Source organism: Achromobacter sp. FW305-C-30-7 (assembly GCF_058783105.1).
This window is the reverse complement of the sequence record NZ_JBYSYI010000011.1, coordinates 133,141-157,279: the sequence shown is the minus strand read 5'-3', so window position 1 is coordinate 157,279 and position 24,139 is coordinate 133,141. Positions and strand designations below refer to the sequence as shown.

At 60.5% G+C, this 24,139-nt stretch carries 29 protein-coding genes; 2 read left to right on the top strand and 27 right to left on the bottom strand.

The window, feature by feature from the left end; translation table 11 throughout:
• Positions 1–24: 24 nt before the first annotated feature.
• Positions 25–1,233: a hypothetical protein gene (locus AC3WOB_RS27670; protein WP_492276817.1), complete on the bottom strand. Its 1,209-nt coding sequence runs from the start codon at positions 1,231–1,233 to the stop codon at positions 25–27.
• Between the two features lie 127 nt (positions 1,234–1,360).
• Here AC3WOB_RS27670 and AC3WOB_RS27665 point away from each other — a divergent pair, with 127 nt between their 5' ends.
• Both AC3WOB_RS27665 and AC3WOB_RS27660 read left to right on the top strand, forming a co-directional pair.
• Positions 1,361–2,035: an SOS response-associated peptidase gene (locus tag AC3WOB_RS27665; protein WP_492276816.1), complete on the top strand. Its 675-nt coding sequence runs from the start codon at positions 1,361–1,363 to the stop codon at positions 2,033–2,035.
• Positions 2,036–2,073: 38 nt separating this feature from the next.
• The gene (locus AC3WOB_RS27660; protein WP_492276815.1) at positions 2,074–2,382 is read left to right on the top strand and encodes a hypothetical protein; all 309 of its coding nucleotides are present in this window, start codon (positions 2,074–2,076) and stop codon (positions 2,380–2,382) included.
• A 19-nt stretch (positions 2,383–2,401) separates the two neighbouring features.
• On the opposite strand, the gene AC3WOB_RS27655 is transcribed toward AC3WOB_RS27660, so the two are convergent.
• The 26 genes from AC3WOB_RS27655 to AC3WOB_RS27530 all read right to left on the bottom strand — a co-directional run bounded on the left by AC3WOB_RS27655 (position 2,402) and on the right by AC3WOB_RS27530 (position 23,933).
• A complete protein-coding gene (locus AC3WOB_RS27655) occupies positions 2,402–2,818 on the bottom strand; it encodes a hypothetical protein (RefSeq protein WP_492276814.1) in 417 nt (138 codons plus the stop codon).
• A 212-nt stretch (positions 2,819–3,030) separates the two neighbouring features.
• A complete protein-coding gene (locus AC3WOB_RS27650; RefSeq protein ID WP_492276813.1) occupies positions 3,031–3,297 on the bottom strand; it encodes a hypothetical protein in 267 nt (88 codons plus the stop codon).
• The gene (locus AC3WOB_RS27645) at positions 3,281–3,778 is read right to left on the bottom strand and encodes a hypothetical protein (RefSeq protein WP_492276812.1); all 498 of its coding nucleotides are present in this window, start codon (positions 3,776–3,778) and stop codon (positions 3,281–3,283) included. The genes AC3WOB_RS27650 and AC3WOB_RS27645 overlap by 17 nt, the downstream gene beginning before the upstream one ends.
• Before the next feature lie 2 nt (positions 3,779–3,780).
• Positions 3,781–4,224, bottom strand: coding sequence for a hypothetical protein (locus tag AC3WOB_RS27640; RefSeq protein WP_492276811.1), 444 nt, complete (start codon positions 4,222–4,224; stop codon positions 3,781–3,783).
• A gap of 95 nt (positions 4,225–4,319) precedes the next feature.
• Positions 4,320–4,703, bottom strand: coding sequence for a hypothetical protein (locus AC3WOB_RS27635; protein WP_492276810.1), 384 nt, complete (start codon positions 4,701–4,703; stop codon positions 4,320–4,322).
• Entirely contained in the window at positions 4,700–5,002 is a 303-nt protein-coding gene (locus AC3WOB_RS27630; protein ID WP_492276809.1) for a hypothetical protein, read from the bottom strand. Before AC3WOB_RS27630 ends, AC3WOB_RS27635 begins: the two co-directional genes overlap by 4 nt.
• Positions 4,999–5,886: a pyocin knob domain-containing protein gene (locus AC3WOB_RS27625; protein ID WP_492276808.1), complete on the bottom strand. Its 888-nt coding sequence runs from the start codon at positions 5,884–5,886 to the stop codon at positions 4,999–5,001. Before AC3WOB_RS27625 ends, AC3WOB_RS27630 begins: the two co-directional genes overlap by 4 nt.
• Positions 5,886–6,062, bottom strand: coding sequence for a hypothetical protein (locus tag AC3WOB_RS27620; RefSeq protein ID WP_492276807.1), 177 nt, complete (start codon positions 6,060–6,062; stop codon positions 5,886–5,888). Before AC3WOB_RS27620 ends, AC3WOB_RS27625 begins: the two co-directional genes overlap by 1 nt.
• A gap of 21 nt (positions 6,063–6,083) precedes the next feature.
• Positions 6,084–6,758, bottom strand: a complete 675-nt coding sequence (locus tag AC3WOB_RS27615) for a hypothetical protein (protein WP_492276806.1) — start codon at positions 6,756–6,758, stop codon at positions 6,084–6,086.
• A gap of 283 nt (positions 6,759–7,041) precedes the next feature.
• The gene (locus AC3WOB_RS27610; RefSeq protein ID WP_492276805.1) at positions 7,042–10,881 is read right to left on the bottom strand and encodes a host specificity factor TipJ family phage tail protein; all 3,840 of its coding nucleotides are present in this window, start codon (positions 10,879–10,881) and stop codon (positions 7,042–7,044) included.
• Positions 10,874–11,263 carry an NlpC/P60 family protein gene (locus AC3WOB_RS27605; protein WP_492276804.1) on the bottom strand — a complete coding sequence of 130 codons (390 nt, stop codon included), beginning with the start codon at positions 11,261–11,263 and terminating at the stop codon, positions 10,874–10,876. The genes AC3WOB_RS27610 and AC3WOB_RS27605 overlap by 8 nt, the downstream gene beginning before the upstream one ends.
• Entirely contained in the window at positions 11,260–11,796 is a 537-nt protein-coding gene (locus AC3WOB_RS27600; protein WP_492276803.1) for a DUF1833 family protein, read from the bottom strand. The genes AC3WOB_RS27605 and AC3WOB_RS27600 overlap by 4 nt, the downstream gene beginning before the upstream one ends.
• Positions 11,797–12,210: 414 nt before the next feature.
• Positions 12,211–15,003, bottom strand: coding sequence for a phage tail tape measure protein (locus AC3WOB_RS27595; RefSeq protein WP_492276802.1), 2,793 nt, complete (start codon positions 15,001–15,003; stop codon positions 12,211–12,213).
• 2 nt (positions 15,004–15,005) lie between these two features.
• Entirely contained in the window at positions 15,006–15,311 is a 306-nt protein-coding gene (locus AC3WOB_RS27590; RefSeq protein WP_492276801.1) for a DUF1799 domain-containing protein, read from the bottom strand.
• Positions 15,312–15,319: 8 nt separating this feature from the next.
• Positions 15,320–15,631 (bottom strand): phage tail assembly chaperone, encoded by a 312-nt coding sequence (locus AC3WOB_RS27585; RefSeq protein WP_088141932.1) that lies wholly within the window; start codon positions 15,629–15,631, stop codon positions 15,320–15,322.
• Positions 15,632–15,633: 2 nt separating this feature from the next.
• Complete coding sequence (locus tag AC3WOB_RS27580) at positions 15,634–16,287, bottom strand: phage tail protein (protein WP_492276800.1); 654 nt, start codon at positions 16,285–16,287, stop codon at positions 15,634–15,636.
• 61 nt (positions 16,288–16,348) lie between these two features.
• A complete protein-coding gene (locus tag AC3WOB_RS27575) occupies positions 16,349–16,690 on the bottom strand; it encodes a DUF3168 domain-containing protein (protein WP_492276799.1) in 342 nt (113 codons plus the stop codon).
• Between the two features lie 7 nt (positions 16,691–16,697).
• Entirely contained in the window at positions 16,698–17,195 is a 498-nt protein-coding gene (locus AC3WOB_RS27570; protein ID WP_492276798.1) for an HK97 gp10 family phage protein, read from the bottom strand.
• Positions 17,188–17,541: a head-tail adaptor protein gene (locus AC3WOB_RS27565; protein ID WP_105240789.1), complete on the bottom strand. Its 354-nt coding sequence runs from the start codon at positions 17,539–17,541 to the stop codon at positions 17,188–17,190. Before AC3WOB_RS27565 ends, AC3WOB_RS27570 begins: the two co-directional genes overlap by 8 nt.
• On the bottom strand, positions 17,538–18,014 hold the full coding sequence (locus tag AC3WOB_RS27560) for a head-tail connector protein (protein ID WP_492276797.1): 477 nt from the start codon (positions 18,012–18,014) through the stop codon (positions 17,538–17,540). Before AC3WOB_RS27560 ends, AC3WOB_RS27565 begins: the two co-directional genes overlap by 4 nt.
• 2 nt (positions 18,015–18,016) lie before the next feature.
• Positions 18,017–18,271 carry a hypothetical protein gene (locus AC3WOB_RS27555; protein WP_492276796.1) on the bottom strand — a complete coding sequence of 85 codons (255 nt, stop codon included), beginning with the start codon at positions 18,269–18,271 and terminating at the stop codon, positions 18,017–18,019.
• A gap of 53 nt (positions 18,272–18,324) precedes the next feature.
• On the bottom strand, positions 18,325–19,569 hold the full coding sequence (locus AC3WOB_RS27550; RefSeq protein ID WP_492276795.1) for a phage major capsid protein: 1,245 nt from the start codon (positions 19,567–19,569) through the stop codon (positions 18,325–18,327).
• 2 nt (positions 19,570–19,571) lie between these two features.
• On the bottom strand, positions 19,572–20,411 hold the full coding sequence (locus tag AC3WOB_RS27545; protein ID WP_492276794.1) for a head maturation protease, ClpP-related: 840 nt from the start codon (positions 20,409–20,411) through the stop codon (positions 19,572–19,574).
• The gene (locus AC3WOB_RS27540; RefSeq protein ID WP_492276793.1) at positions 20,389–21,675 is read right to left on the bottom strand and encodes a phage portal protein; all 1,287 of its coding nucleotides are present in this window, start codon (positions 21,673–21,675) and stop codon (positions 20,389–20,391) included. The genes AC3WOB_RS27545 and AC3WOB_RS27540 overlap by 23 nt, the downstream gene beginning before the upstream one ends.
• A gap of 8 nt (positions 21,676–21,683) precedes the next feature.
• Positions 21,684–23,390 carry a terminase large subunit gene (locus AC3WOB_RS27535; RefSeq protein WP_492276792.1) on the bottom strand — a complete coding sequence of 569 codons (1,707 nt, stop codon included), beginning with the start codon at positions 23,388–23,390 and terminating at the stop codon, positions 21,684–21,686.
• 3 nt (positions 23,391–23,393) lie between these two features.
• Positions 23,394–23,933, bottom strand: coding sequence for a terminase small subunit (locus tag AC3WOB_RS27530; RefSeq protein WP_492276791.1), 540 nt, complete (start codon positions 23,931–23,933; stop codon positions 23,394–23,396).
• Positions 23,934–24,139: the final 206 nt, after the last annotated feature.

The following is a 24,139-nucleotide window of genomic DNA, read 5'->3' as shown; positions in this document are numbered from 1 at the left end:
CCAAATTCAGCTTCATTACTAACACTAGCTCTTCTTAAACAGGGCTGAGAGCTTGTCAAGTAACGACAGCACCTCCGCAGTATCTGCATTTTCGCTTCGTTCAACAGGTCGGCCAATCTCCATGCCGAAGAACCTGGGAATGATAGTCTGACGAACGCGGACTTGATCTGCTTCGGGTAGACCGGCCAGCAATGGACCCAGCGCATGGATTTCCAAAGCTGCTCGTTGGTTAGAAAGATCCCCAGCGTTTGCCCGTGAAACTTGAAGCGCCCCAAATGCCGATAGCAGAACAAATGGCAGAGACACCACAAATTGTCTCGCGGCAAGTGGCCACGTCAAAGGCAGATCCTTCGTCAGATGAAATGCCCATACCGACGCGCAAATCCATAGGCAAAAGAATGCGACGGTAAATATTTGCCACCAAAATCGGCTTCTCTTGCTGTTGTCAGCTTCTTGTCGATACCCTGCTGATGCTCCATTTTCCCCGACGACCTGCAATAAGTCCTTAGCCTCCGTCTTCAAAGACCTCAGTTCCTCGATCAGATCTGACGCCTCACGACGTGAGCCATCCACCTGCTTATCCCAGTCGGCATTCCACTTCACAAGCCTATCCTGAAAATCTTGGATTGCCTTGCGAGACTCTTCTTCAGAACGCTGCATACGATTTAGAGCATCTGCAGTGTCATTTGACAGTGCGGTGGTCCTCTTTCTGACCTCAGCTTCAGTTTCGACCAATTTCTGCAATCGGCTCCGCAACTCGTCGTTCAACGATTCCGTCTGTCGAAAAGCAAGCTCATGCCGCGCAACCTCGATTTGCACGGCCTTTGCTACAGCAAGGGCCAATGCGTCCTCTGAATGCCGTCTATCGCGTAGGTCCGATCCGGCCAGCTTCTCGGAAATGGACGCTTCGATCTGCATCGAAACGCGCCTGAGGTCGTCAAGATAGCTTGTCGGGATCTCAAATACACTGCGACGTGCCCCGTCTAAAATCGACAGTGCCGCCCCAGCAAGATCCTGTACCTGTCTAAGCGTCTGTGTCTGACTGCTCGATAGATCGCCGTAGCTCCGAATCTTGAGGAAATGGTGCGCTATCTCACGAAGTTCCTTTGCGAACCCCAGTGGCGTCGAGACCGCGTCTAATGCGGAATAGGCTTCGCAGACATTTACCACCTCCCGCTCCGCCTTACGGGCCTCTCTTTTATGAACTGTCGGGGATAAGTCCATGTCGCTCATGCCGCATCCTTTTTCGCTCGCGCCAACGCTATATTACCCTTTGACATTTTCGAACACGAAACGTTGCGACTTACGAACCTCTAAAAGAACAAAACTACGGTGAGCGCCCCTTGCTATTGGAGTGTCTATGTGCGGCCGTATCGCGCAGAAGTCCGGCCCCATGGACTACGTGGAACGGATGTTCCCGAACCAGCGTCAGATCTTCACCGACTCGGCCGGGCCACGCTACAACATCCCGCCAGGCACGCGGCCGCTGACCATGCACCGCCTGGCCGGCAACTTCGAAGTCGATCGGCAGTGGTGGACCTGGCGCCCGAGCGGTTCGAAGTACGCCATGAACTGCGCCAGGCTCGACAAGATCCTCGGCAACAAGTGGCCTTGGAAGATGCTGACGGGGCGCGGCCGCATCCTGGTGCCGGCGGATGGCTGGTATGAATGGAAGCCACTAGGCACCGGGCCGAAGCCTCCCAAGCAGCCTTACTACATCCACGCCGCAGACAACGCCCCGCTCTTCTTCGCCGGCCTAAGCAACTGGCGGCCCGGCGCCGAACCGGACGAAGCCCACGGCTTTGCCATTGTCACGAACGACGCCGCGGGTGGCATGATCGACGTGCACGACCGCCGGCCAGTGGCATTGCCACCCGACCTCGCCCTGCAATGGATGGATCCGGACCGCCCAACCGGCGAAGCCCTGGCGCTGCTTGAGCGTGGACTACCAGAAATCGCCTTCACCTGGTACCCCGTGCGGCAGGAGGTGGGCAATTCCAAGTACCAGATGCCGGATGCAATCGACCCCATTTAAGGCGGAATATACTGGATATCCAACCAGTATTTTCCGCCATGCCGTTCAAAGACCCGCTCACCTACGCCGAGCTTCATGCCATCAGGCTGCGCCACACCAGGCCCGATGGCAGCATAGAGCCCGACATTCTTGCCCTCCTACATGAGGCAAGGCAGAAGCGCGCGTTCGTCCTGCGATTCCATCAGCTCGAAGGTGAGTTCCGACGGCCATCCGGCGTGATGGGAACGGTATTCGACATCCTCATCGATATGAAGAGCAAGGAGCCCTGTATCCGGGAGTACGAAGAAATGGCGGCCGACCTACTGGAATCGCCGCGCAAGCTGCGCAAGGGGATGGCGCCGCGGTGAGCAAGCGCAGCGAGCTTCTTTACAGGCCAGCCGTTGGTTGAATTCGCATGCCGCCATATTGAAATGCAATCCTGTAGACCGTTGGATTTTCACCCCCAACTTGCACAGTCATTGCGTACGTGTCGCTATCGAGGATATCTGTAGGGATGCCAAACACATAGGTCCCAGGTTTGAGAAACACCTTCAACACCTCACCCTTTCCAATCCTCGCGATGGGTCGGCCTCCAATAGTGAGCGTGGGATAGCTTTCCACCAAAGGCAGGCCAGAATCCCGCTTAAAGTAGATTTCCACCTTGTCATCCTCCGCGGCCACTGCCTTCGCTTCCAGAATCCGAGATGCGGGAACAGGCGCCGCAGTTCGATGGTCCACATTGGTCGCGGTACAGCCGACTAGCAAAACCGAAGCCGCCAAAGAAAGGCAAAGGCGCATACTCATCCTTTATTGGTAATTGTTCTCGCCGAAGTGTACGACAGGCTGCCCTCAGCATTTACCGCGCGACATTTATACCGGACAACTCCGCGTGCGAATAGTCGCACAATGCCTTCCACTCCTTGTTGTCCTCCAGGATCTTCCGCCGAACTGACTCCGGCGTGGCGCGGACCTGTTCCTTGGACTCGAAGTAAAACGGGCGCGCGTGGTCGCAATACTCAACGCCCACGCGGGCCGGCGCCGCGCACCCAATCACGCTCAAGCTCATCAGCAATAGCGCCATCGTCCATCCGAGCCGTCTCAAGCTGTACATTGCGTACCTCCCGGCGCGCCTGCGCCGCCTGTTCGTTGATCTGTTCCTGCCGCTCCTGGCGCTCTGCTTGCCGCCCCGTCGCCCGCCCGCGGTAGAAGACACTGGCCAACGCTGCCAGCGCTAGGCCGGCCAGCAATAGCCATCCCTTGATTCGCTCAAGCCACACCGGCATAGCCGCCTCCAACTTCAACTACTGCCTGGGCGTATAGCCCGCCCCAGGTTTGCGGGTGCGGCTTGCCGGGCCGCCAGGTCCGGATGTACATATCCCAACCGCCTTCCACATCACCGACCGCAGGCAGGCGCCAGGCGTCCGTCCACATGAGCAGGCGCGCGAAGACCGCCGCCAGCACGTCGTCGAACTCCAGCTCGGGATGCACTGCCGCAGCCACCGGTTCCACACCGCGCAGGCCGCAGACCCCGTACGCATACTCGCGGCTCGCCGGGTGGGTGAGCACCCCACGTACGCCGCCCCCGCGCTCAAACTGCCACAATCCGCGGGCCGGCCCATTGCCAAGCTGACGCCGATGCAGAAAGCGACTTTCCTGCAGGCCGGTAGCCAGCAACTGGACGCGTGCCGCGGGCGTGTCCATCTTGGCCGGCAGCAGTGCCAGCGCGGGATTAACCGCCGTCCGAACAATCGTCTTCAGGTCCACGATCAGCCCTCCCCACCAGGTCGCACGCCAAACAGCTTTGCGCGCGCCTCGGCCACCCATTCCAGCAGGCCCTTTTGGCGCATCGTCGCCATCCACCGCATGTAGGCGCCCAGGACCCACCAGGCCGGCAGCCCCGCGATCAACATGCTCGGACCCAATACATAGAACTTCGCCAGCAGTGCGTCATCACTGCCGGCCCCATGCTGGGCGAGCCACGTCATGGCCTCCATCAGGCTGGGCTTCCAGGCGATCACGGCCGCAGCCAATCCGGGGCCGAACAGGAACGAGCACGCCACGGTAGAGACCGTTCGGACGGTGAACTCCCTTGCCGTCCGGGGCGGCATGATCAGTAGCCCGAGGATCGCAGCAATCGCCGCGGGAATGCCGTATGCCATTGCGACCTTCAAGGCCGCGAGGCCTCCCAGCCCCGTAGAACTCGGTTCCATAGTTGCACTGCTCCTGTAGACGGTTCGCATGATTGCCTCCCGTATGGACGAAAAAAAACCCGCCGAAGCGGGCTGCACAATGAACATCAGCACGGCTACTGCCAAACAACGGAAGTGACCTCCTCGGCAGTCTGTGCAGCCTCAATCGCGTCAAGCAGGCGTTGACGCTGCGCGGTCAGCGCCTGGCTCTCTGACATCAAAGCCAACACTCGCGCGAGCGCTGCGGAACGCACCTCGCCGGGATCCTTTCCCTGAGCTGCCGCGAGCCCATCAAGATACGGAGTCTCGGCGGCCGCGCTCTTCTGCCAGGCCAGAGCCTCAAGCTGCTGAACAGGCCACATCAGACGGTCAACCGCAGAGCCCTCAGTCATGATCTTCGCGACCCTCAGCCCGAAATCGGCCTCCACCCGCTCCCGCTGCGAGACCTTCGATTTAGCGAGTTGCGACTCGGCACTTTCCACTTTCCCCCAATCGATCATGTTGCGAACTCCAAGACACCATTTGGCGGGTCAATGAGAGGACTCGGGAAACGCGCCGCCTCGCTCGCATCCGAGGCATGGGGCACTCTCAAGGTAATGTGGATGCGGCCGTCCTGGCGCGCCACCCGGCCCCAGACGTGGCCGCTTACTACCGCCCCCTCGGGCAATACCTGCCCCTCCTCCAGCGGCCCGAAGTCGAACCGATCGCCGTTTATCACCAGCGCATCGCCGTCACGCGTAACCAGCAGATCTGGCGTCTCGCCGGGCGGCAGACACAGAGGGATAACGTTGATGATCATTTCCATCTCCCCAGTAGCGTTGCTCGAAAAGCGCCTGACCCGCCAACAGGCGCAGGGCTTACGGGTGCAGAAAGGTAGCCGGTGGCGGAAAACTGAGTCAGCCCTACACCGGTAGGTGCTGCCGACCAATATGCGGATCGGCCTGAAATATCGCTATCCGTGTACGACAACTCCAGGACCACTGGATTCTCGCCAACAAACGCCACGGGATAGGACATACTCCCAAGGCTCAAGTACGAAAGCCCCGCCGTGTTGCTCGTCCAGGTAGCACCCGCAAGACTCACGTTCTGCCTGATGTAGGCCAGCTGCGTCCCGTCACCGAACCGCAGCCAAGAGCCCAGGCTGTTGGAACCTCGCTCCGTCAGTGCGCCCGCAGCCGCCACCATCGCAGCATCGGCCTTTGCTTGTGCTGCCGCCGCGGCAGTTCTGGCGCGCTGGCCGGACGAAGACCAACCACCCGACCAGACGCCCTCGTACCGGGTGCGTTCTACGACACCCAATGAATTGGACGTCGCATAATAGGGAATCGCGATTTGCGTAACGGCATCCGTGTAGCGGTACTGCTCGATGTACCAGAACTCACCATTGCCGGGGCTGTTCGGGTTGTTGGGTCCGATCAGCTCGTTCCAGGTTCCGCGACCTGGCATAAGCGAGGGGATATCGTTGCAGTCCCGGGACTCATTGAGCGTGAACTTGATACCCAACCCCCCATAGCCCACTTTGAGCAAGCGGCCGGGCGTCGAATCGTAAGCGCCATCAGCAACGCCCGAGAGAGTTTCAACCATGCTGTTGAACTTGGTGAACGCCGATCGCGGCGCCTCGCCCCGCCCGCCGCTCGGCTGCGGTGTATCAAGGTCAACCTTGTATGGAGCAAGATCCGGCATTACGTCCCCGCTTCAGTATGCTGATCGCTCTCAGCAATAGCTCGAGCTTGCATGCACTCCAGCGCGATCTGGTGGAGCCTCGCCGTAAGCCCATTGATCAACTCCGGCGTCAAACGACTTCCAACATTGCGCACCAGCACTTCATGCATTTGCATCTGCATCTGTTCATTGGTCATGTTGTTCCTTAGTGCGCCGCTTCAAAGAAAGCCGGACACGTCAATCACCGAGAACATGCAGGTCTCGGCGTAGCTAAAAAATGTGTTGCTGTAGATCGGCGCCCAGCCGAAGAACTTCACGCCTGAGTCGGGAAATGCCGCGACGAAGCCTTGCGGATGCGCGTAGAACTTCTCGGGATATAGAAAGGCCGACCAGCCGCCCCCCATCTCAGGCATGCAGTTGTAGCCCTGCCGAATGAACGACTGGTTGACCGCATACTTTGATGCCGGCAGGCCGGCCCACAAAGTCCCATCCAAGTGCGCATTTCGGCTGGCCGTCCAATAGGGCCCGATGGCCGCGCTGCCGACAATATTCAGCGGATGGGCGCCGCTCATGAAAATGTGGCGCCCATCTTCTGAGAATATGTCCAGCGCGCCGCCGGTCTGCCACGGCTTGTCGAAGATGTAATACTCGACATCACCCGCAAACCGAAACGTATAGTCCCCGCCGCTCTGCCCCACCCATAGGCATGCCGTTGAGCCGCCATCCAACGGTCGAAGAAATACGACCGGAGATGAACAGGGCAGAGTGACGACGCTGAACTGTTCGTTCGTCCTATACGCCGTACCCTTGTGCCTGAGGAAGTAGTTGACGTTCCTGCTGTCAACGATTAAATCCCCGGCGTCGGTATAGATCTCCAATGCCGCCAACGCCATCACTTCACTCCATAAAGAATCTTCGCACTCGCCCTCGCGCCTGGCGCACCGCTGAACTTCCAGGAAATGACCGTGCCGTTCAAGAAGATCTGCGGTGCGCTGAGGCTGTTTGCATACCCCAGAGTCTGGGTTGCGATCCACGGACTGCCGGAAGCTAGTTCCGGAATGCTGACGGCGCCGTCCGAGGTTCCCGTTGTCACCTCCCCGAACTGACGAGCACACTTCGTAAGACCGGTAATGAGCGGGGACCCATCAGCAGCAAAAATCTCGAATGGAGATGCCATTAGCTTCCGCCTCCAAGTCGTACGCCAAGTTGCCCATTCGGGTAGTACCAGCGATAGCCAGGGCCGCCCATCTCCGAGCGCTCCCCGCTGGCCCCCTGCGTCCGCCAGATTGTTTGTCCGGTTCTCATATTCATGTAAAGCAGCGGCCTGCCTTGGCTATCGGTGGCATCGGAGAGCAATTCATCCACGAACTTCCCAGAACCTATGGTTCCGTTCTTGATGAATGCGGTATCGAAATAGGCGGTGTCCGCAGCCACGTCGAAGATGAACGGCGAGTGCAACCTTCCGTTTAGGGAGGTGAGGAAAGCCACCGTGTCAGCCATCACCAGAAATTCGCTTCGGTTTTGGCCGTTCTCACCGATCGACGCCCCCAATGCAACGCCAGCTTGCACGACCCGCCCATCCTGGCGCACTTGCGCTTTGAGCATCCACGTGGAACTGAGCGAGAGTTTCGTTGTGGTTGCCAGGAGGTCAGCAGAGTCAGCCGTGGCCTTCGCGCTGCCCGCCAGCTGTTGCGCCGCAGATGCCGTTCCCTGCGCACCTACTGCGATGCTATGAGTCTCCTGCAGCGTGGCTTCGCTCTCATCCATCCTTCCACTCAGCGTCGACAACTTCTGAGCCGTGACGGAAGTGAGGTTCGCCGTCACGCGCAACTCATCTCGGATGACCGCAAGATTCCCCTCCGTCTGGGCCGCAAGCGATATGGAGCGCATCGCCTCCCTGAAATCGCCCTCATTGATGACGGATGTCGCACTGACCGTCCCGACAAAGCTGCGATCGCTATTCCCTGCAAACCAGGTTTTGTCCTGGACATCGGCGCCCGTCAGGTCGCCTACGATGTCTTTCAATACTTCGTCGGTAATGCCAGCCTGAATTTCTTCGATAAGACCCGGCGCCAATTGCCCGGCGCCGATCTTGCCCTCCATGTAACTCAAGAGCGGCGTCGGATCCGCGCTGGACTGCCCGCGCACGCCGAACTCCCCCGGATACCATGGCCCAGGCTGGTCAGCCTCATCCCGGACTCTGGCCCAGAAGTACATGGCCACGTTGTTAGCGAGACCTGTAATTGAATGGGAGGCCTGCGGGTATGCGAACATACCGAGCGGCTGGGCGTCGACAAAACTGTTGGTCATCGAACGGTAAATCTCGATGGCCCGCAGATTGATACCAGACGGCCAGATCCAGTGCAGGTCGATCCCCATCACCTGCCCGACAGCAGTGAGCGACGTTAATGTGGGAGGCGGCAACATCGTGGCGCTGATCTGCCCTTGCCACGTCTTCCACGGCCCCGGCAGTGTGCCGATGCCTCGCGCCCGTACCCACCAAACCCCAGGTGAAAGCTGAGCTTTAGTGCTGGGCTCCCCCACCGTCCCCAGCGGCATCCACGTCGTTCCCTGATCGTTGCTGGCCTGGAACTCATAGGCCGTAGCACCGCGCGCTGGCGTGCAGGAAACTTGCTGCACACCGGCAACGGAAGTGGCGAACACCGTCACCTCGTTCACGATCGGTGCGCCGGGCTTGCTAGGCAGCAGTGACGGTGGCGGCGGTGGCGGCACGTCCCCGCCTAGCTCAGCGGTGTGCACAGAATCCGCATAGTTGACGAAAGTCAGCGCTACCCTTCCGTTCTCGTCGGGCGTAGCCGACAGCGCCAACGTGTTGAGCGCCCTCTTCTCACCCGGTCCGAACTGGTAATACGTCGGTTCCTCCGTATCGCCAGAGGCAATTTCGACATCCGCCGGCAAGGCACTGGCCAGGACGGCAGAGAACTCATCCTCCCCCTGCGTCACCAGGAACGGTCCCCGCACGGAGCCGTCCAGCATGCGCAGGCTCAAGTAATGGTTCTCTCCGATCCACCATTCCAGCGGCTCAGACATGGTCAGGACGCGCGTAGCCTGGCTGTACCCCCTCACGAATCCCGACAACCCCCATTTGGGCACGTCGTGCGTGATGGCTACAAGGTCAAGATACTTCGGCAGCAGGCCGTCCAACTCGGACGAGAGATAGGGAAAGCGGCGCTGATCTCGGTTGGCTGCCGCCATGCTGATGCCTTCCCGCCACGCTTGCGGCCGATTCGTGCAGCCGATCAGTTCTACGGTATACGGGCGCTCCTGCGTACCACCAGGCAGAATACAGGCCACGTCTTCAGGCTGCCATGTCTCCTCGTTGATGAAAGATACCACCACGTGATCGGGGCTGTCCGACTTCATGAACTTGTAATCCACGGAGAAGGACTCCGCCACGATGTTCATGGGTGTAAACATCGCCGTCGGCACAGTGCGCGGCTCATTGCGCACAATGTCGATCACACCCGCGTAATACATGGGCCTCGCGCGGCCCACGCGGGCGATCTTGGTCAGCGCGTCCCAGAACGTGGTCGTAGTGTCGAATACTCCGTTGAACTCATCGCCGCGGCTGTCCCATACCTGCGCCAGCCGGTAAAGCTCGTTCAAGTTGATGCGGCTATCGACCAGCCCCCGCCCATATTCTTTGTTCGTGCAGGCATCAGCTATCGCCCAGGCGGGGTTACGCGTGGCCGTAGTAGAAAGGGACCATCCATCAACTGGATTCCAGGTCTTGAGCTTACGCGTGGCAATCACGTTGATCCGTCGCGCTGTCGACTGGTTCAAGTTGTTGGTGGCCCGCATGACCACGGCCAGCATCGTCAGATTGCCGTAGGACTGCTGCGACGGCAGGTATGCCCGCATACCTGCCCATTGCAGCACGTTGCCGTATCGAGTGTCGGTCTGCTTGTTGCTTGTGCGTTGAGCACGCACCTGATAGCGCCCTTCCGGCACGGTGTAACGGTAGGTCTTGGCCTGAGGCGTAGCCGTCGAGGCGCGATAAGACTCGCTCCCCAGCAAGAACCACTCGCCAATCGCATTTCCGGCATTGTCGATCGCCTGTGCCAGCACATCCCAGCTAACCGTGAAAGGATTCAAGTCCGCCTTATCATCCGCACGGTACAGCCCAGCCGGAAAGGCGATATCGATGGCGATCCTGTTGGCGCGCGAGTCCGCCGGGTTTGCCACGAACGGCCCCACGGCGCCGCCGTCGGTCTCGTTCGGCCCTTTCAATTCCAAGCCTTGGACAGCATTGGACGTGACCACGTTGTCCGGAAAGAGTGTCACCTTGCCACCGGGCCGGATCACTTCATATTGCACCTCGGCGAAATTGCCGATGGGGGTATCCTCAATCCGGATCTCTTCAATATCGATCTCGCCCTGGCTGATACACAGCAGCTGATATAGATACTGCTGATTCCCATCCAGCTCGGCGTACGGCTCGGCGGCAAAGTCCGGATAGACGCGGAAATGGCCATACAACACCGGCGTTGCCTCGAGCAATCGTGCCCGATTCCCTTGCGCGTTGATGCCATAGGTCGGGCTGGCCTGCTCGCGTCCGGAAGCGAGATTCGCCGACGGTGGAGGTAGAACCGCGTTCAGCAGCAGATTCCCGCCGATCATGATTCCGGCCGACATCGCCGCCGCAGCCCCAGCCTGCAAGCCCATTGCTGCTGGCACCCACATGGACGCCACCACCAGAGCGACCTGGAGCAGCGTTCGCATGGGATTGGAGCCGCCATTGCCACCATCGCCGGGCAGATAGAAGACGGCCACAACGTCAGTGGTCTCAATCCTGCGCACCCAATGGGCTTGCAGCACATACTCCCCGTTCACCTGCACCACGAAGACGTGATTGCGTACTAGCCTTTCGCCGCGGCCCGATACCGCGCCACGCGCGCGCAGCATTGTGTCGATGCGAGTGCCGGCCCGCACAGGAACCGACTCGCGGCTCAACTGCGGCCGGAAGGGGTTTTCGCAAAAGAGAACTTTAGGCATGGATTCGGTAAAACTGACAGCGCCCGAACCCCATCAATCGAAGTTCGCGCATATGAGTAAAGATGACGCCGTAACCACGCATAGCGTGCAGCACGCCGCCGCCGTCGATTTCCAGGTAGATGCCCACGTGAGGCTCACTACCCTCGCGCATCAGCACACCGTCGCCGTGCGCCGGCGCAGGGACGATCTCCCATTCCCCGGAGCGCAGCTTCTCGGCATGCAAGGCGCGTGCAGCCTCACCCAAGACACAGGCAGGAATTCCACCCCCGAAGTGCGCCAGGCGCACCGCACGCAGCAAGCCCCAGCAGTCGTAGGCGTCCGGGCCAATGGCGCCGGGTTCCCACGGTTTCCACAGGAATTGGGGGATTTGGTCGGCCCTCATCGCACAAGCCCCGGAAAGCGACTGGCCAGATACTTCTCGCGTGGAAAAGCCGCGTTGTGCACGTCATCCAGGGTCGCCGTGCCTGTTATCTGGACGCCGGCAGCGTTGACGTTGGTCAGTTCCATCACAATGGGCGGGTCCATGCTTGGCTTGGAAAGATCCGTCGAAACAAAGGGGCGATAGATCACTACGATGGGCTCGCTCGGCGCGCTCGCGGCCGCCTCCAAGTGAGCGATGATTTCCTGTGTCACGCCATCCAGCGTGACTTTCATCTGTGGCACTTGGTCCTCTTCGAACCCCGGCAGAGAAAACCCGAAGGCCGCCGCAATGAAATTTACGTATTGCCCGCCATGTAGCGGGGCGTCACCTTCCAATCGGGCCACGATGTTCTCGTAGCCCAACACCACGCGGATGGCCGTACGTTGGCCCTCGTCGTCCACGAACCTCGAATGCAGGACTTCCAGCGTGTCGAACACCACGCGGTCTTGTGGCGCGCTGGCGTAGGCCTCTTTCAATGCCTGTTCCAAACTCATAGAGACACCCAAAGAAAAGGCCCGCCGAAGCGGGCCCAGAAAGTGACTTTTGAACTGCTAATCAATATTGAGTTTTTCGACTTGACCGGACACATGCCAATCCGGTCCAACGTACGTCTCAACGGGAGCTTTGATAAACCGCACTCGCGAGAACCGGACCCCGCGCCCATCTCGAATCTTCAACATGAACCAGCTGGTCCAACCATTGAGGTCGACTTCCGCGAACGCGGAATACTTCTCGAATTGCTCCTGCGTCAGCACAAACCTCACTGACTGCGTGATCGGATAAACGCGAAATCGCCTTCGCTGGCGTGCTAATCCGCTGTCCATCGCCGTGCGTATGAACGGATCTGCCGGTTGCCGGGATAACTCAAGCAGCGGCAGGGCCGCCGGCCATATAGGTAATGCCATGCTTCACCCCAACTGTGGTTTCAATCCAAATCGATGTTGCATTGCACGACCAGCTTCGCTGTTCCCAGCCCTGATCGCACCACCCAGACGCTTATCGATCTGTCGCCACAACATGTCGATCGACAGTGAGCCGTCCGTATGCTGGCGGACTTGAACTTCAGGCTCCGATGGAGCCCCGGTCATGTTTATGTTCACTACAGGGCTACGACCAGCCGTCGCGTTTCCAACGGAATTCGAAACGAGTGGAGTCACGTACCCCCCATCTGCACCACTCATGAGGTAAGTTCTACCTCCCTCCGAATAGAGCTCCGGACCAAGTTCATTAACCCGGTACAACGAGTTGGCTGCAGTCGGGCCACCAGAGGCGCGCGAACCCGCGATCGCTGTTCCAAATCCCCAGGGGCCACTCCGCAACGCAGACACATCCCCAGTCATTGTTCCGCCCACTTGCGACGACGAGAATCCGCCGCCGGAAGATCCGAGGAAATTTCCCACCAACCCGGCCATTGCTTGGCGTGTAGCGATCCGCGCCAAGTCAGCGACTACCGAAGTCGCGAAGTCCGCGAACGATAGTTTCCCTGTTGTCGCGAAGCGGACAATCGCATCCTCCATACCCTGGAATGCGTTCGAGAAAAGCCCCTTCGTCTGATCGGCAACGTTCGTAGCCGAGTTCAGATAGTTTTCAAGCGCCGACTTGGCGCCGTTCTTCCAATCTGCCTGGGCACTTCGCACGTGGTCGAAGTACTCCTGTTGCATAGACAGCCGGAGCTGAAGGTGTTCCTGTAGGAGCTTGGTTTCGCTCTGGTAGGTCTCCTGCGTTATCTGGCCGGAGGCCATCGAACGATCAAACTGCGCCTGCTGGCGTTGGTAGTCCCGCAGGATTCCTTGGCGCGCCTGAAGCTCTTCCTGGGCGCGATCACCCCGCCCCACCCCGGCAACTTGATCCGCGTACTGCTGCTGTTCCAGATCCCGGGTGGCGACCAAGCTGGCGCGCAAGGCTTCGACCTTGGCGGTTTCCTGCTTGGTGCGTAGCTCCTTCTCGGCGGCCACGTTCAGATCAAGCTGGCGGCGCAGCAGGTCTTGCTGGGCCAGCAGACTCTTCTGATCCGCCGTCAGGACTTTCTTGTCCTTCAGGTCGGCAATCTGCTGTTCGAACTCAGCGCGCTTCTGTCCCCAGGTTGCCAGCTTGCCTTCGCTGGTGATCTGAGCGTGCAAGGAAGCTTCTGCTTCTCGGTATTGCTGGAGGAGCTTAGTAGCGGCATCGTCCGTGTGAGGCTTTTTGGCGCCCTTTTCCTCGAACTGCCGATCAACGGCGGCGCGTGCGGCCTTTATCTGCTCATCCGAGAGCTTCGTGCCATCCTTTTGCGACTTGATGATCCACGCATCTAGATCGGCCACTGCCTTCCGATACTTGTCCGCTTTGGATGCACCCTCTTCGATGATGCGCGCAATGTGTTCGCGGGACTGGATCGCCTCGCGGTTAATCCGCACAAGTTCCGACTGCGCTTTGGCTGCGTCTTCCGCCTCTTTGCGCTGGGCGATCAGCGCATCACGACGCCCTTCTGCGTCCTTGAGGCCAGCCCTCTCCTTATCGCTGATCGTCGCGCCAGCCTCAGAGGCGATCCGAATATTCTCAGCACGCTGGCGAATCTCACGCTCAACCACCCGCAAGGTCTCATCGACCGTGGTCTCACGACCGATGTCCAGCATCTTGTCCCAAGCCCAAGACGCGGCTGAGCCCAGCTTGTTCCATGCCGATTCGAGCGACCCCAGGTTCTCCTTCTGCGCGGCGGTTCTGCCAGTGAGTTCCGATGCCGCCTGCCTCGCGACAAGCTCAACGGCCTCCTGCGCCCGACCTTGGTCCGTCAAGGCTTGGGCCTGAGCGTAGATGGTGCCCGTCAGAATCCCATACCGCTCGTTGAGTTCCACAACCGCGGCAACCGGGTCCCTTCCAAGCTTTGCAAAGACCTCAACGGTCTTTTCAATCTCCACGCCAGTCGCACGCTGCATCTCAGCAGCAATGAGAGCCACGTCAGCTAGCGCGGTGCCGGACAGCTTCCCGGAGGCGGCAACCGCATTCAAAGCCTGAACTGCGCGTGAATGGCTACCCGTGACTTCGCCCAATCCGCGCGCCAGCAAACCCAAGTTATCCGCCGTGACACCCGCAGCATTCCCATTCAGAATCAGTGCTTCACGGAAGTACTCGGCTTCGGAGGATCCCTTTACCCACGCCGCGGCTACTGCGGCAACGGCGCCCGCCGCAAGGGTGTACGGATTAACTAGGCCCATTAACGCGCCACCCAACGCGCGCGCCGCGGGCACGATCCCGCCGAACATGTCCTTTAGCTGGCCGCCTTGCTGGAGCAACACCGTCAGCGGCTGCTGCCCGCCCTGGAGCGACACCACAATGTCGGTCAACTGCGCAGGCACGCCACGCAGGGCTGCGGCCTGTTGGGCGGCGCTGATCCCGTACTGGTTGAGTTGCTTCCCCGCGCCGGCCGCCGCCGCGCCCGTCGCGGCGAGTTTCGATTTCAGTTCGTCCAGGATCGAAGTGGGTACTTCACGCAGCGCAGCGTTGTACAGAATTTGCTGCTTCCGCGTGTAGTCGATGGTGTTCGCCTGGTTCACCAGGGCGTCCACTCGGCGACGCTCGGCGGCGCTCAGCCTGGCATAGTCCGCCTGGGCAGATTGCGACATGTCGCTGGTGCCGCGCTTCGCCGTCGCAATGGCGGTATCGAACTGCGAAGTATCGACAACAATGTCTAACCGCGCAGTCCCTATGCTTTCCTGTGCCATATTCAGCTCTTGTGTAGAAACTCCAGGGCCGCACGCTCAACCATTCGCAGCATGTCCATGACCTGGCGCTGGCGTTTGCGCCGAACACCCCGCAAACGCAGATCGGCTTGCAGCGCCAAGTAGTCCAGTCCGATAGGGCCGCCCGCGCCAACACGCCATTGCGTTTGATTGCGGATGAAGAGCGCAAAGGCATCAGCCAGTTGCGGCAACACTTCGGGAACGGGCCTCTTAAACAGTGCGGGCCGAGATCGAATGCCGGCCAGCGCGAGCGCAGTGGCGGATGGCGGTGTCCAATAGAACGCCGCCACCGCCGCCTTTAGTTTTTTTCCAGTTCGACCTGCAGCGCGCGGTTGTAGGCCTGCACGATGGCGAGGTCAGCCCCTGGCTGGTGCTGCCGCAGCGCGTTAACGCCCGACTCGTCCAGCGGCATGTCTGCATTCCAGCGTTCGACCAGCTCCAGCAAGAGCCCGCCCGTGGAGAGCTTGCCCTTCTCGACCTTTGCCATGAGTGCGCGATACTCGTCGTCAGTCTTGTGGCGAAACGCCAGCTCCAACTTTTGAGTGCGGCCCTGCCCGGTAATCGTCACCGTCGCTTCGATGACGGGATTCCCTTTGATGATGAAAGTCATGATCAGGCCTCGTCGTAGGTAACAGCATCGGCGATCAGAGACAGCGTGAAGCCGTTCTGCAGGTTGACGTTTTGGCCACCCGTCGGATCCTTGCGAAACGACGGATAGCCGTAGTAGTAGGTAACGCTTCCGTCCGGGTACAGCGTCTCCAATACGATGGGTGCACGCAGCCTGTCTGCGGCGACCAGCGCCTTGTACCAAGCCTTCTTTCGGTCGTAGTCGACTGTGTACGTCAGCACGGTCGGGGTCTTGACCGTGGGTTTCTGACGTTGCTTGCCGGTCGGATCCTCAACGTATTGGTAGGTGTGATACTGCTGTTCACCACCCGTAATCTGCACGTCGGTGATCTGGTCAAGCGACACCCAGTCGCTCACCTTGCGGTAGGAGCCGACGCCCAGGCCAGCCGGATAGAGCCGGAGATCGGTCGTATCGGCACCCTCGATCTTGAAGCTGTCAGCGGTCGAGCCAATGGCGCGATACACCGATTCGGTCAAGGCAGACCAGCCCGAATCGATAACCAGCTTGTCGCCATCGGCAGGGGGAGTGGCGGCAGATGCAACCGGGTCCTCTCCGTTGGTGACGGCACTGATCGCGACTGCCGCAGCGAGAAGCGTGGAGATTCGAAACTGAGATCCGTTGATAAAAATGGAAGACATTTGTTTTCCTCAAATGAAAAACCCGGCGCGGAGCCGGGTTTGATATAGAAGCAGGAGAAAGTCAGGAGGGAAGGAACCAGATGCCGAAGTCCTGGCGGGTGCCGTACTTCTTGATTGCCTCTTCGTAGAGGCTGGTGGGAGAGCCGTAGGGCTCCACGGCCGGAAAGTCGCTTTCGCACAGGGCGGTGCCGATCTGATCGGCGAGGGCGCTCGCCTGCGACCGCGTGGCCGCCCAGACGAACACCTGCAAGCGCTGGTTCCGCTTCTCGCGGCGCTTGCCCTCGACGTACCAACGCTCTTGCCCGCCCGCGCCCTGGTAAACGATCAGCGGGAATTCCGGCTTGTCCGGCGTGACATCCGGATACACGCGCCCGCCGACCAACGGCCCCAGAAGCGTTTTCAACTTGGACTCAAGTGTCATCGTTCACCTCTCTCCCAGCCAGAAGCTCGGGCAGGCGCTGCCGTCCGCGCTGGATCATTGCCGCCTGTGCGCGTTCCGAGGCGGCTTCATAGGCCGGCCGCAGGAACGGATAGGCGGGCACCCACTTTGGCGTAGCCAGCCTGCGACGCTTGTCCGTGACATAGCTGCCGTCCGGCTTGCGGACTACGGCGTAGATCTGCCAGTGTCCGAACTCCACCAAGTGGCCGTGCGGTGCCTTACGCTTGTTCCAGGTGACTGCATACTGGACCTCCTGATCTGTCGAGTACCGTTCCCGGAAGGCAAGGTAGATGGCGGTGCCCAGAACTCCGTTGTGCGTATTCACCCGCGCCTTGGCTTCATCCCGCAGCACCTCGCCGCCAGCAACCGCCATCGAGCGCGCCAGGCTGACCCGTGCAGGCCCCAACAGACGATCAAGGCCCGCAGACCAGCCCGACGTATCGAACGTCGTCTGAAGCCCCTTAGCCATCGCTGCCTCCCTGCTCGCAGATCAGGTCCGTCCACTGCCGCCGCGCAAGGTCCATCCGCACATTTTTGATATCGAAGGGTTCGCCCACCGGCTGCCCGTCGTACAGCTCCAGTACGCGCATCCCCTGGTCGATGCCGCGGCGGAACCGGATCCGGAAACTGTATGCGTTGATGGACGCGCCAATGTTTTCCTGGTTGCGGGTAATGGCACCCATACCGGTCTGACCGCGAGGATCTGCCGGTACTGTTGCAACTTCCACCCAGGGTCCATTCGGCTGCCCGGCGTCGTCTTGCCCGTCTTCCCGCCGCTCGATCCGAATTCTGGTGCGCAGCGTCCCGGCCCTCATGGCATCATCTCCCGCCTGTCAGCGCGCAGGAGTTCCGGCACCCCTTGAGGAAGCCGAGCCGCGCTTGCACCGACAACCACCTCTTCGCGGTTGGCATACAGATTGCCGAGCGTCAGCCGCACCGCGGCCCTGACACGCGGTGTCGCCACCATGCCGAACAGCACGCGCTGAAATCCGATCTTCGCTTCCTTCAACCGCTCCGTCGCAAGTGCTGTTGCCATTTGGCGCGCAGCAGGGTTGACAAGATCCGCCGCGGCCGCCATCGCTGCCTCGTATGCGTCCTGCGCTTCGCCGGCAGCCTGCGGCAGCGCGTCCTGCGCGGCGATGAGATCGGTTTGCGCCGAATAGAATGCGCGATTGAGATGGCCTGCCACCGCGCTTTCGGCAGCGGCAAGCAGGTCGGCCAGCATTGACGCATCCGCCGGATCAGCGTTGCAATGAGCAATGCACTCTTCAGGCGTCAGCAGCGGCATGGTCAGTCCTTCTTGCCTTCGGTCAGGGCCAAACGCAGCTTGTCCAGGCCCCAGCGTTTGTCATACTTGATCTCGTCCGCGTCGAGCTTCGCCATCAGTTCGGCCTTTTCACTCGCGTCGCCCTCAGGCTCTTCCAGTGCGTCCAGGTCATGAGCGGCCGGCAGCAGCCACACCGGACATTCATCGCCGGCGGGATATTCGACCGGGTAGATTTCGCCTTTCGGCACAGCGCGGATCGTCTTGATCAGCTTCGGCATATTTCTCTCCCATGTAGTGGAGGGACGCCCTTCTGGCGCCCCTCCTTGGCTCGTTACGCCGCCGCGATCTTCATCGCGCGCATCGGCTCGGGGTTGTGGACACCGCCGCCCACGCGCTTGGTCGTGTAGAACAGCACGAAGGGCTTGTTGGTGTAGGGATCACGCAGCACCTTCACGCCTACGCGGTCGTAGATGGTGTAGGTACGCTTGAAGTCCCCGAACAGCACGGCGGCCGCGCCAGCGACCGCATCAGGCATATCCGGAACCTCGCTGAGCGGGAAGCCGCCGAGAGTGGAGGGCTGGCCCGCCACCATGGACGGCTGCCACAGATAGTTTCCTTGGCCGTCCTTCAGCTTGCGAACCAGGCCCTGGGTCTTGCGGTTCATGGCGAATCGCGCGTTGCCCGTGAAGGCCGAGGGCAGGTCATAGATCAGGTCGATGACGCCGTCCGAGGTGATGGCCGCCGCAGCGCCGCTGTTCACCACCTTGATCGCGCCGAAGGGATGCTTGGTGGCATTGGCCCCGCCAACGATGTAGGTCAGGATGCCGAAGGGCTTGTTGGCGCCATCGCCCGAAACATAAGCCAGACCTTCCTGCTTGGCGAACTCGGTTTCCACCTCCCCGGCGAGCCAGCTTTCCAGGCTGATCGCGGAATCGTCCAGCAGTTGCTGCGTGGCGGCCGGATTGGCGTAAATCTCGCCCCAGCCGAAACCCAGCGAGGCAAAGCCCGCGGTATTCGTCTGCGGGCGCGCGGCAGTTTCGCCAACCCAGCCCGAGGCCGTACCGCCCAGGTTGTACAGCTTGGTGAGGCCGGCGCCAGACACGGGCTGAACGGTTGCCAGCTGGCGCATGGGCGAAACCAGCACCAGCTTGTCCGTGATCGTACGGTCCCACTCCACCGGAGCGAGGTAGCCGCCCTCTTCCGCGGCGCCCTTGTTCAAGGCGGCCTGCACATCGCCCTTTTTGAAGTGGGCATTGAACGCGTCGCTATACTCCGCGTCCTTCAGCCGTTGGCCGCTGCCGTCGCCCATCTGGGCCGATACGATCTTCAGATTGGCGTCATCGATGGCCGATTGGAGCCGGCTGATATCGGCGTTGATCTTTTCGACCTTGAGCGCTTGCAGGGCGTCGTGCGTACCCTTCTTGACCTCGTCCAGCTGCTTCGTATGCTCGTCTTTGAACGTAGCGAAGGCCTGGTTCAGCTGGGCAACCAGATCCTTGATATCCCCCGGAGCGCCGGCGTCGGCGCGAACGGAGACTAGCCCGCGGGGTACGCGGGCATTCGATTGTTGCTTCATGTTTAACCTCGCAGGGTTGTAAGTGTGGTTTGCAGCAGGGCTGCTACGTCGTCGCCAGCGCACGGCATGGCGGTTGTGGCAGCGCTCGGCTTGCCGGAGAAAAGTGCTTTGAAGGTGTCGCGACGCGAAGAGCGGCTATATCCAGCGCGAGCCATGGCCGCTTCCACCTGGGCCAATGCCCGCCGTTCCATATTCGATTGGGGCGCCTCGGTAACTGCGGCGCCATCCAGTAGGCCTGTGGCAAACCCATCCTCTACCGCCTGCTCAGCACCGATCCAAGTTTCCTTGTCCATGAGCGCTGCGGCCTGCGAGGACGACAGGCCTGTTCTGGCCCCGTAAACCTGTGCCATCGCTTCATCGAACGGCTTCAGCTTCGCGGCAGCATCCATCAGGTCATGACGGTTTCCTATGGCTACAGCCCATGCGTTATGGATCATCAAGAACGATCCTTGACCCATCAGGATCTCATCGCCAGCCATGGCAATAACGGAAGCCGCAGACGCCGCCAAGCCGAGGACCTTAATGGTTACCTTGGCCTTGTGTTCACGCAGCGCGTTGTAGATTGCAACCCCCTCAAAGAAGTTGCCCCCGGGTGAATTCACATTCACCGTCACCTCACGGGCCCCGACGGAACGCAGCGCGGCCTGAATGCGTTTGACCGTCACACCGCTTCCATCCCAGGCTTCCCCGATGGGGTCGTAGATGGAAATGGTGGCGTCTTCGTCCGTGCCGGCGGCGCGTACCTGTGGCGCCCACCGCTCCAGTGCGTCGGGGCGCAGATCGAAGTCGGCGGCCGCCAGGCGGGCGTCCGCCTTGATCTCAGGCAGATGCAGCAGGCTCATTGGATTTTCCTTTTTGGGTAATGGGATCGCGCAGCTTGTTCGCCTGCGGGTCATCGCTCGCCGGAAGGTCTGACAGCTCCCGGATCTCGTTCTGCCACATCCACGGGGCATGGCCGCCCGCCCCGGACGCTTTGGCGAAATAGTCGGCCTGATCCTTCAACGTGCCGCGCATCAGCGCCCGCTCGTTGAACTTGTAGGCCAGCTCGTCCAGTTCCTCGTCGGTCAGGAAGGTGCGCATCGCCGCCTGTTCCCACGCGGTAAACCAGAACTGCAGCCCGTACTGCACGAAGAAGATCCCAAGCTGCTCGATGCCCGACCCCCAACTGGTGTCGTCCATCATCAGGAGGGGCCGCGGCACGCCGAAGGCGCGCGCCACCTCTTCGATCTGCGCGTTGCGGTTCTCGATGTGCTGCGCTTCGGCTGCTGTCACCTTGAACTTGTTTGCCTTGGCGCCTTCCTCCAGCAGCATCCAGCGTTCCGCGTTCTCGGCCCCCGCAAAGTCCGTATCAAGGGAGTTGCGCATTCGGCCATAGGCCGTATCAGAAAGCGCCTTGGGAACCTCCACCGCGCCACCCGCCAGGTTGCCCGTCCGAAATACGCGACTGGCGGCGTGCTCGGCATCACGCGCCAGAGCGATGGCATCGCGCGCGAGCTTCATGCGGCCCAGCCCTTCCACCCCATCAATGGTGATGTCCCGCAGGTGAAACACCTCCTTCTGAGACAGCTTTACCTGCTGGCCATCCGGCCGGGTGTACGTGTATCGCATCTCCCAGCCCACCAGCTCGGCCTTGACCGCCCCCAGCGCCATCGGCACCAATGCGATGGGTCTGCCTGCCGACCAGATAACCCTCGCGTAGGCATTGCCTTGCTGCAAGACATGCAGCTGCATCATGCTCTTGAACTCGAAGGGCGTTTGCCACCCGTTCGGCTTCAGCTTCATCAGCCGATACCCCGGGTGGTCTTTCGCTGCCGCTTTTGATGCGTCGTTTCGAATCAGGTTGAGCGGCAGCATTCCAAGCGACGTGACGATTAGAGACACGCATCGCAATGCGGCCATGTTCCGCAGCGACTCCACCCGGCTGCTGTAGTCGCCGCTGCGGATGTATTCCAGCAGCGCCGGATCGTCCAAACCTCGAAAGGCCTGCCCCCTGGGCTGCGACGAAGCCTGCGCGCTTTCGAGCGCAATGGTGGGCTCAAGCCGCGGGCCTGCTTCAGGCGCCAACTCGTCGGCTGAGCCGCCCAGAAAGCGGTCCAGTAATTTCATGGGTTCTCTCAGATAAATCGAATCCCGCGGGACTCGTACACCGACCGGCCTGAGGCCTCGGGATTAAGGACCATCAACTGTGCCGCATCGAATGTCGCCATCAAGGGGTCAATCTTCGCTGTGCCGCTCGCCTGCTTGGTGATCAAGATGCCGTTAGCGCGCAGCTCGATACGAGCATTGCCTACAGCCCAAGCCATCAGCGCCTGATCGCCATGCAAGAAGGAGCCTTCGGCAAGCTTGCGCTCCACCGTCTTGATGATTCCTCCCAGCTTCCAACCCTGAGACACTCCGACGATCAATTCCTCGGGGATTTCAGCCTCAACCAGCGCGTCATTGAAGGTCACACCGTTTTGGTCTGCACCGATGCCACATTTCTCAGGGAACAAGCCCGCGTCATACACTTGGCGGATGAGGGTCGCCAGTTCGGCGGTGTCATCGCCGATCTGCTTGACTATGACCAACTCGCCAGCCCGTTCGAAATCGCGCAATCTGGGCTCAATCTCTTTGCGGCGCTCCAGAACAGACGGGTGCGCCCAGGCTCGCGCCCAATGCAGCCAGTTTCCCGTGCCACGCTCGCGCCCTAGAAATGCCAAGCCCAGTAGGTCATCCAGGCCGCCGCCGTCGATACCGGCCGTGACCACTTCGGAACGCTCCATCAGCGCGCGAAGCGTCAGTTCCCGCTTCCCCCGCTTTAGCCAGTGATCAGCACCCGCCCAGCGGTCAGAACGCAGGTTCAGCCCGATTTCGACATTCAGGTGCTTGGCCAGGAACTGTTGGAACGCTCCGTCCGTTCTGGCCTGCAATAGCTTGAGCTGATCCCCCAACCATTCGCCGCTGACCGAACGGCCCAGGTTCGGATTGGTGATGTAGAAGTTCGCCGGGTCGAGATAGACTTTTGCCTCGACCATGTCTTCCGGAAACTCGTACAGGATACCCAGCGTCTTCGGATCGACCACCCGCCCATCTCGCACGTCGCGCCAGTAGGCGAGCTTTTCTTTGAAGACACCCGCCGGCGGCTCATCGCTTTGTGTCGTCAGGTAGATCACCCAACCTTCATCCCGCGATATCTGGCCTCCCAGCGCCTCAAGGAACATCGCCACGGCGTTTGCACGCTTGCCGAACAGCCAAAGTTCATCGACGAGGATTCGGCCCGACTTCTTCCCCGAAACTGTGTCGGTATCAGCCGCTACCACCTTAAGACTGTTGCGGGTTGTCCGATGCGTGATCGTGCGGATATGGTCCTGGATATGGAACATATCGGACAGTTCCTCGTCGGCGCGCACCATGGCGGCGGCCGGCTTGAAACTGTTGTCTGCGACTTCCTTTGTGGGAGCCAGGATCAGGTGCTCCTCTTCCTGGCGCCAGCAGATGATGACCGCCGTCAGCATGATGCCGGCGGCGATGGTCGATTTCGTGTTCTTCTTGCTAATGAGCAGCCCGTACTCACGGATCAGCTGCTTACCCGTGTCGGCTTCATAACCGCCAAAGATGGCGCGCACGAAATCGAACACCCATTCCTCTGAGCATTCCCCGAACGTTTGGTGCCGGTATCCGCCGATGGCTTCGTCATACACCTGCGGAAGGTCAACTACCTTCAACTGCTTGAAGATTCCCAGCGCGTACTCGGCCTGGTTGGGGAAGATCGGCGGCGGAATTATCGACTTGCGCGCCCGCAGGCGGTCCGCCCAGTCTGGGCATGCGGTTGTCCAGGCCATGGCTTAGCCTTTCCCGACAACACGCAGGTGCGTGGGCGGAGGCGGAGGGTTGAAGCGACCGCCGGCAGCGACCTTGTTGGCTGCGGCCTTTTGCGCGTCCTTTTTGCCCTGATCGGCAATCTTCCCGTGCGTGAACGGCATGAGTGCCTTAGCAGCCTCCAGCCGAAGCTTCGGCTCCTCGCTCGCATCGTTCATGATGGCCACCAACACCGTCATCGGATCCGACGTCAGCCCCATGGCCTTCAGGCCGATTCCACCCATCGGCGACTCGCCGGCAGCTGGCGGCGGCGCCCCTTCTGTAGGCGGTGCCTGCTTGGCCGGAGCCTCTTCTTTGGCCTTTTTGTTAACCGCCTTTTTGTTAACCGCTTTGTTAACTTGGGCGATGCGCCCCAGGGCAGCCAGAACATGCTTGTCGCGCATCAATCGGGCGGCTGCTTGGGCCGCCCCGTTTTCGCTGTAACCCGCGTGGATAGCGGCTTTCGCACCGGATAGACCCGACAGCAGCGCATCGACGAAACGGCGCTTTTTGTCGGTTAATGCCATAGCTTGTGGTTAACAAAAGAGGGTTAACAATTTTCCAAAAGGGGGAAATTTTCCGTGCGTGAGGGAACAGGTGGTTTCCGGAGGGCGGCCTCGCCAGACTTTCACCCCGCCCCCCCTCTGCCGTTTCCCCTCACGCCGGGATACAAGCCCGCCAGGGCGCGATCCCAGAGGCGCTTGACCTTCTTCGGCCATTAGCGTGACAGCGC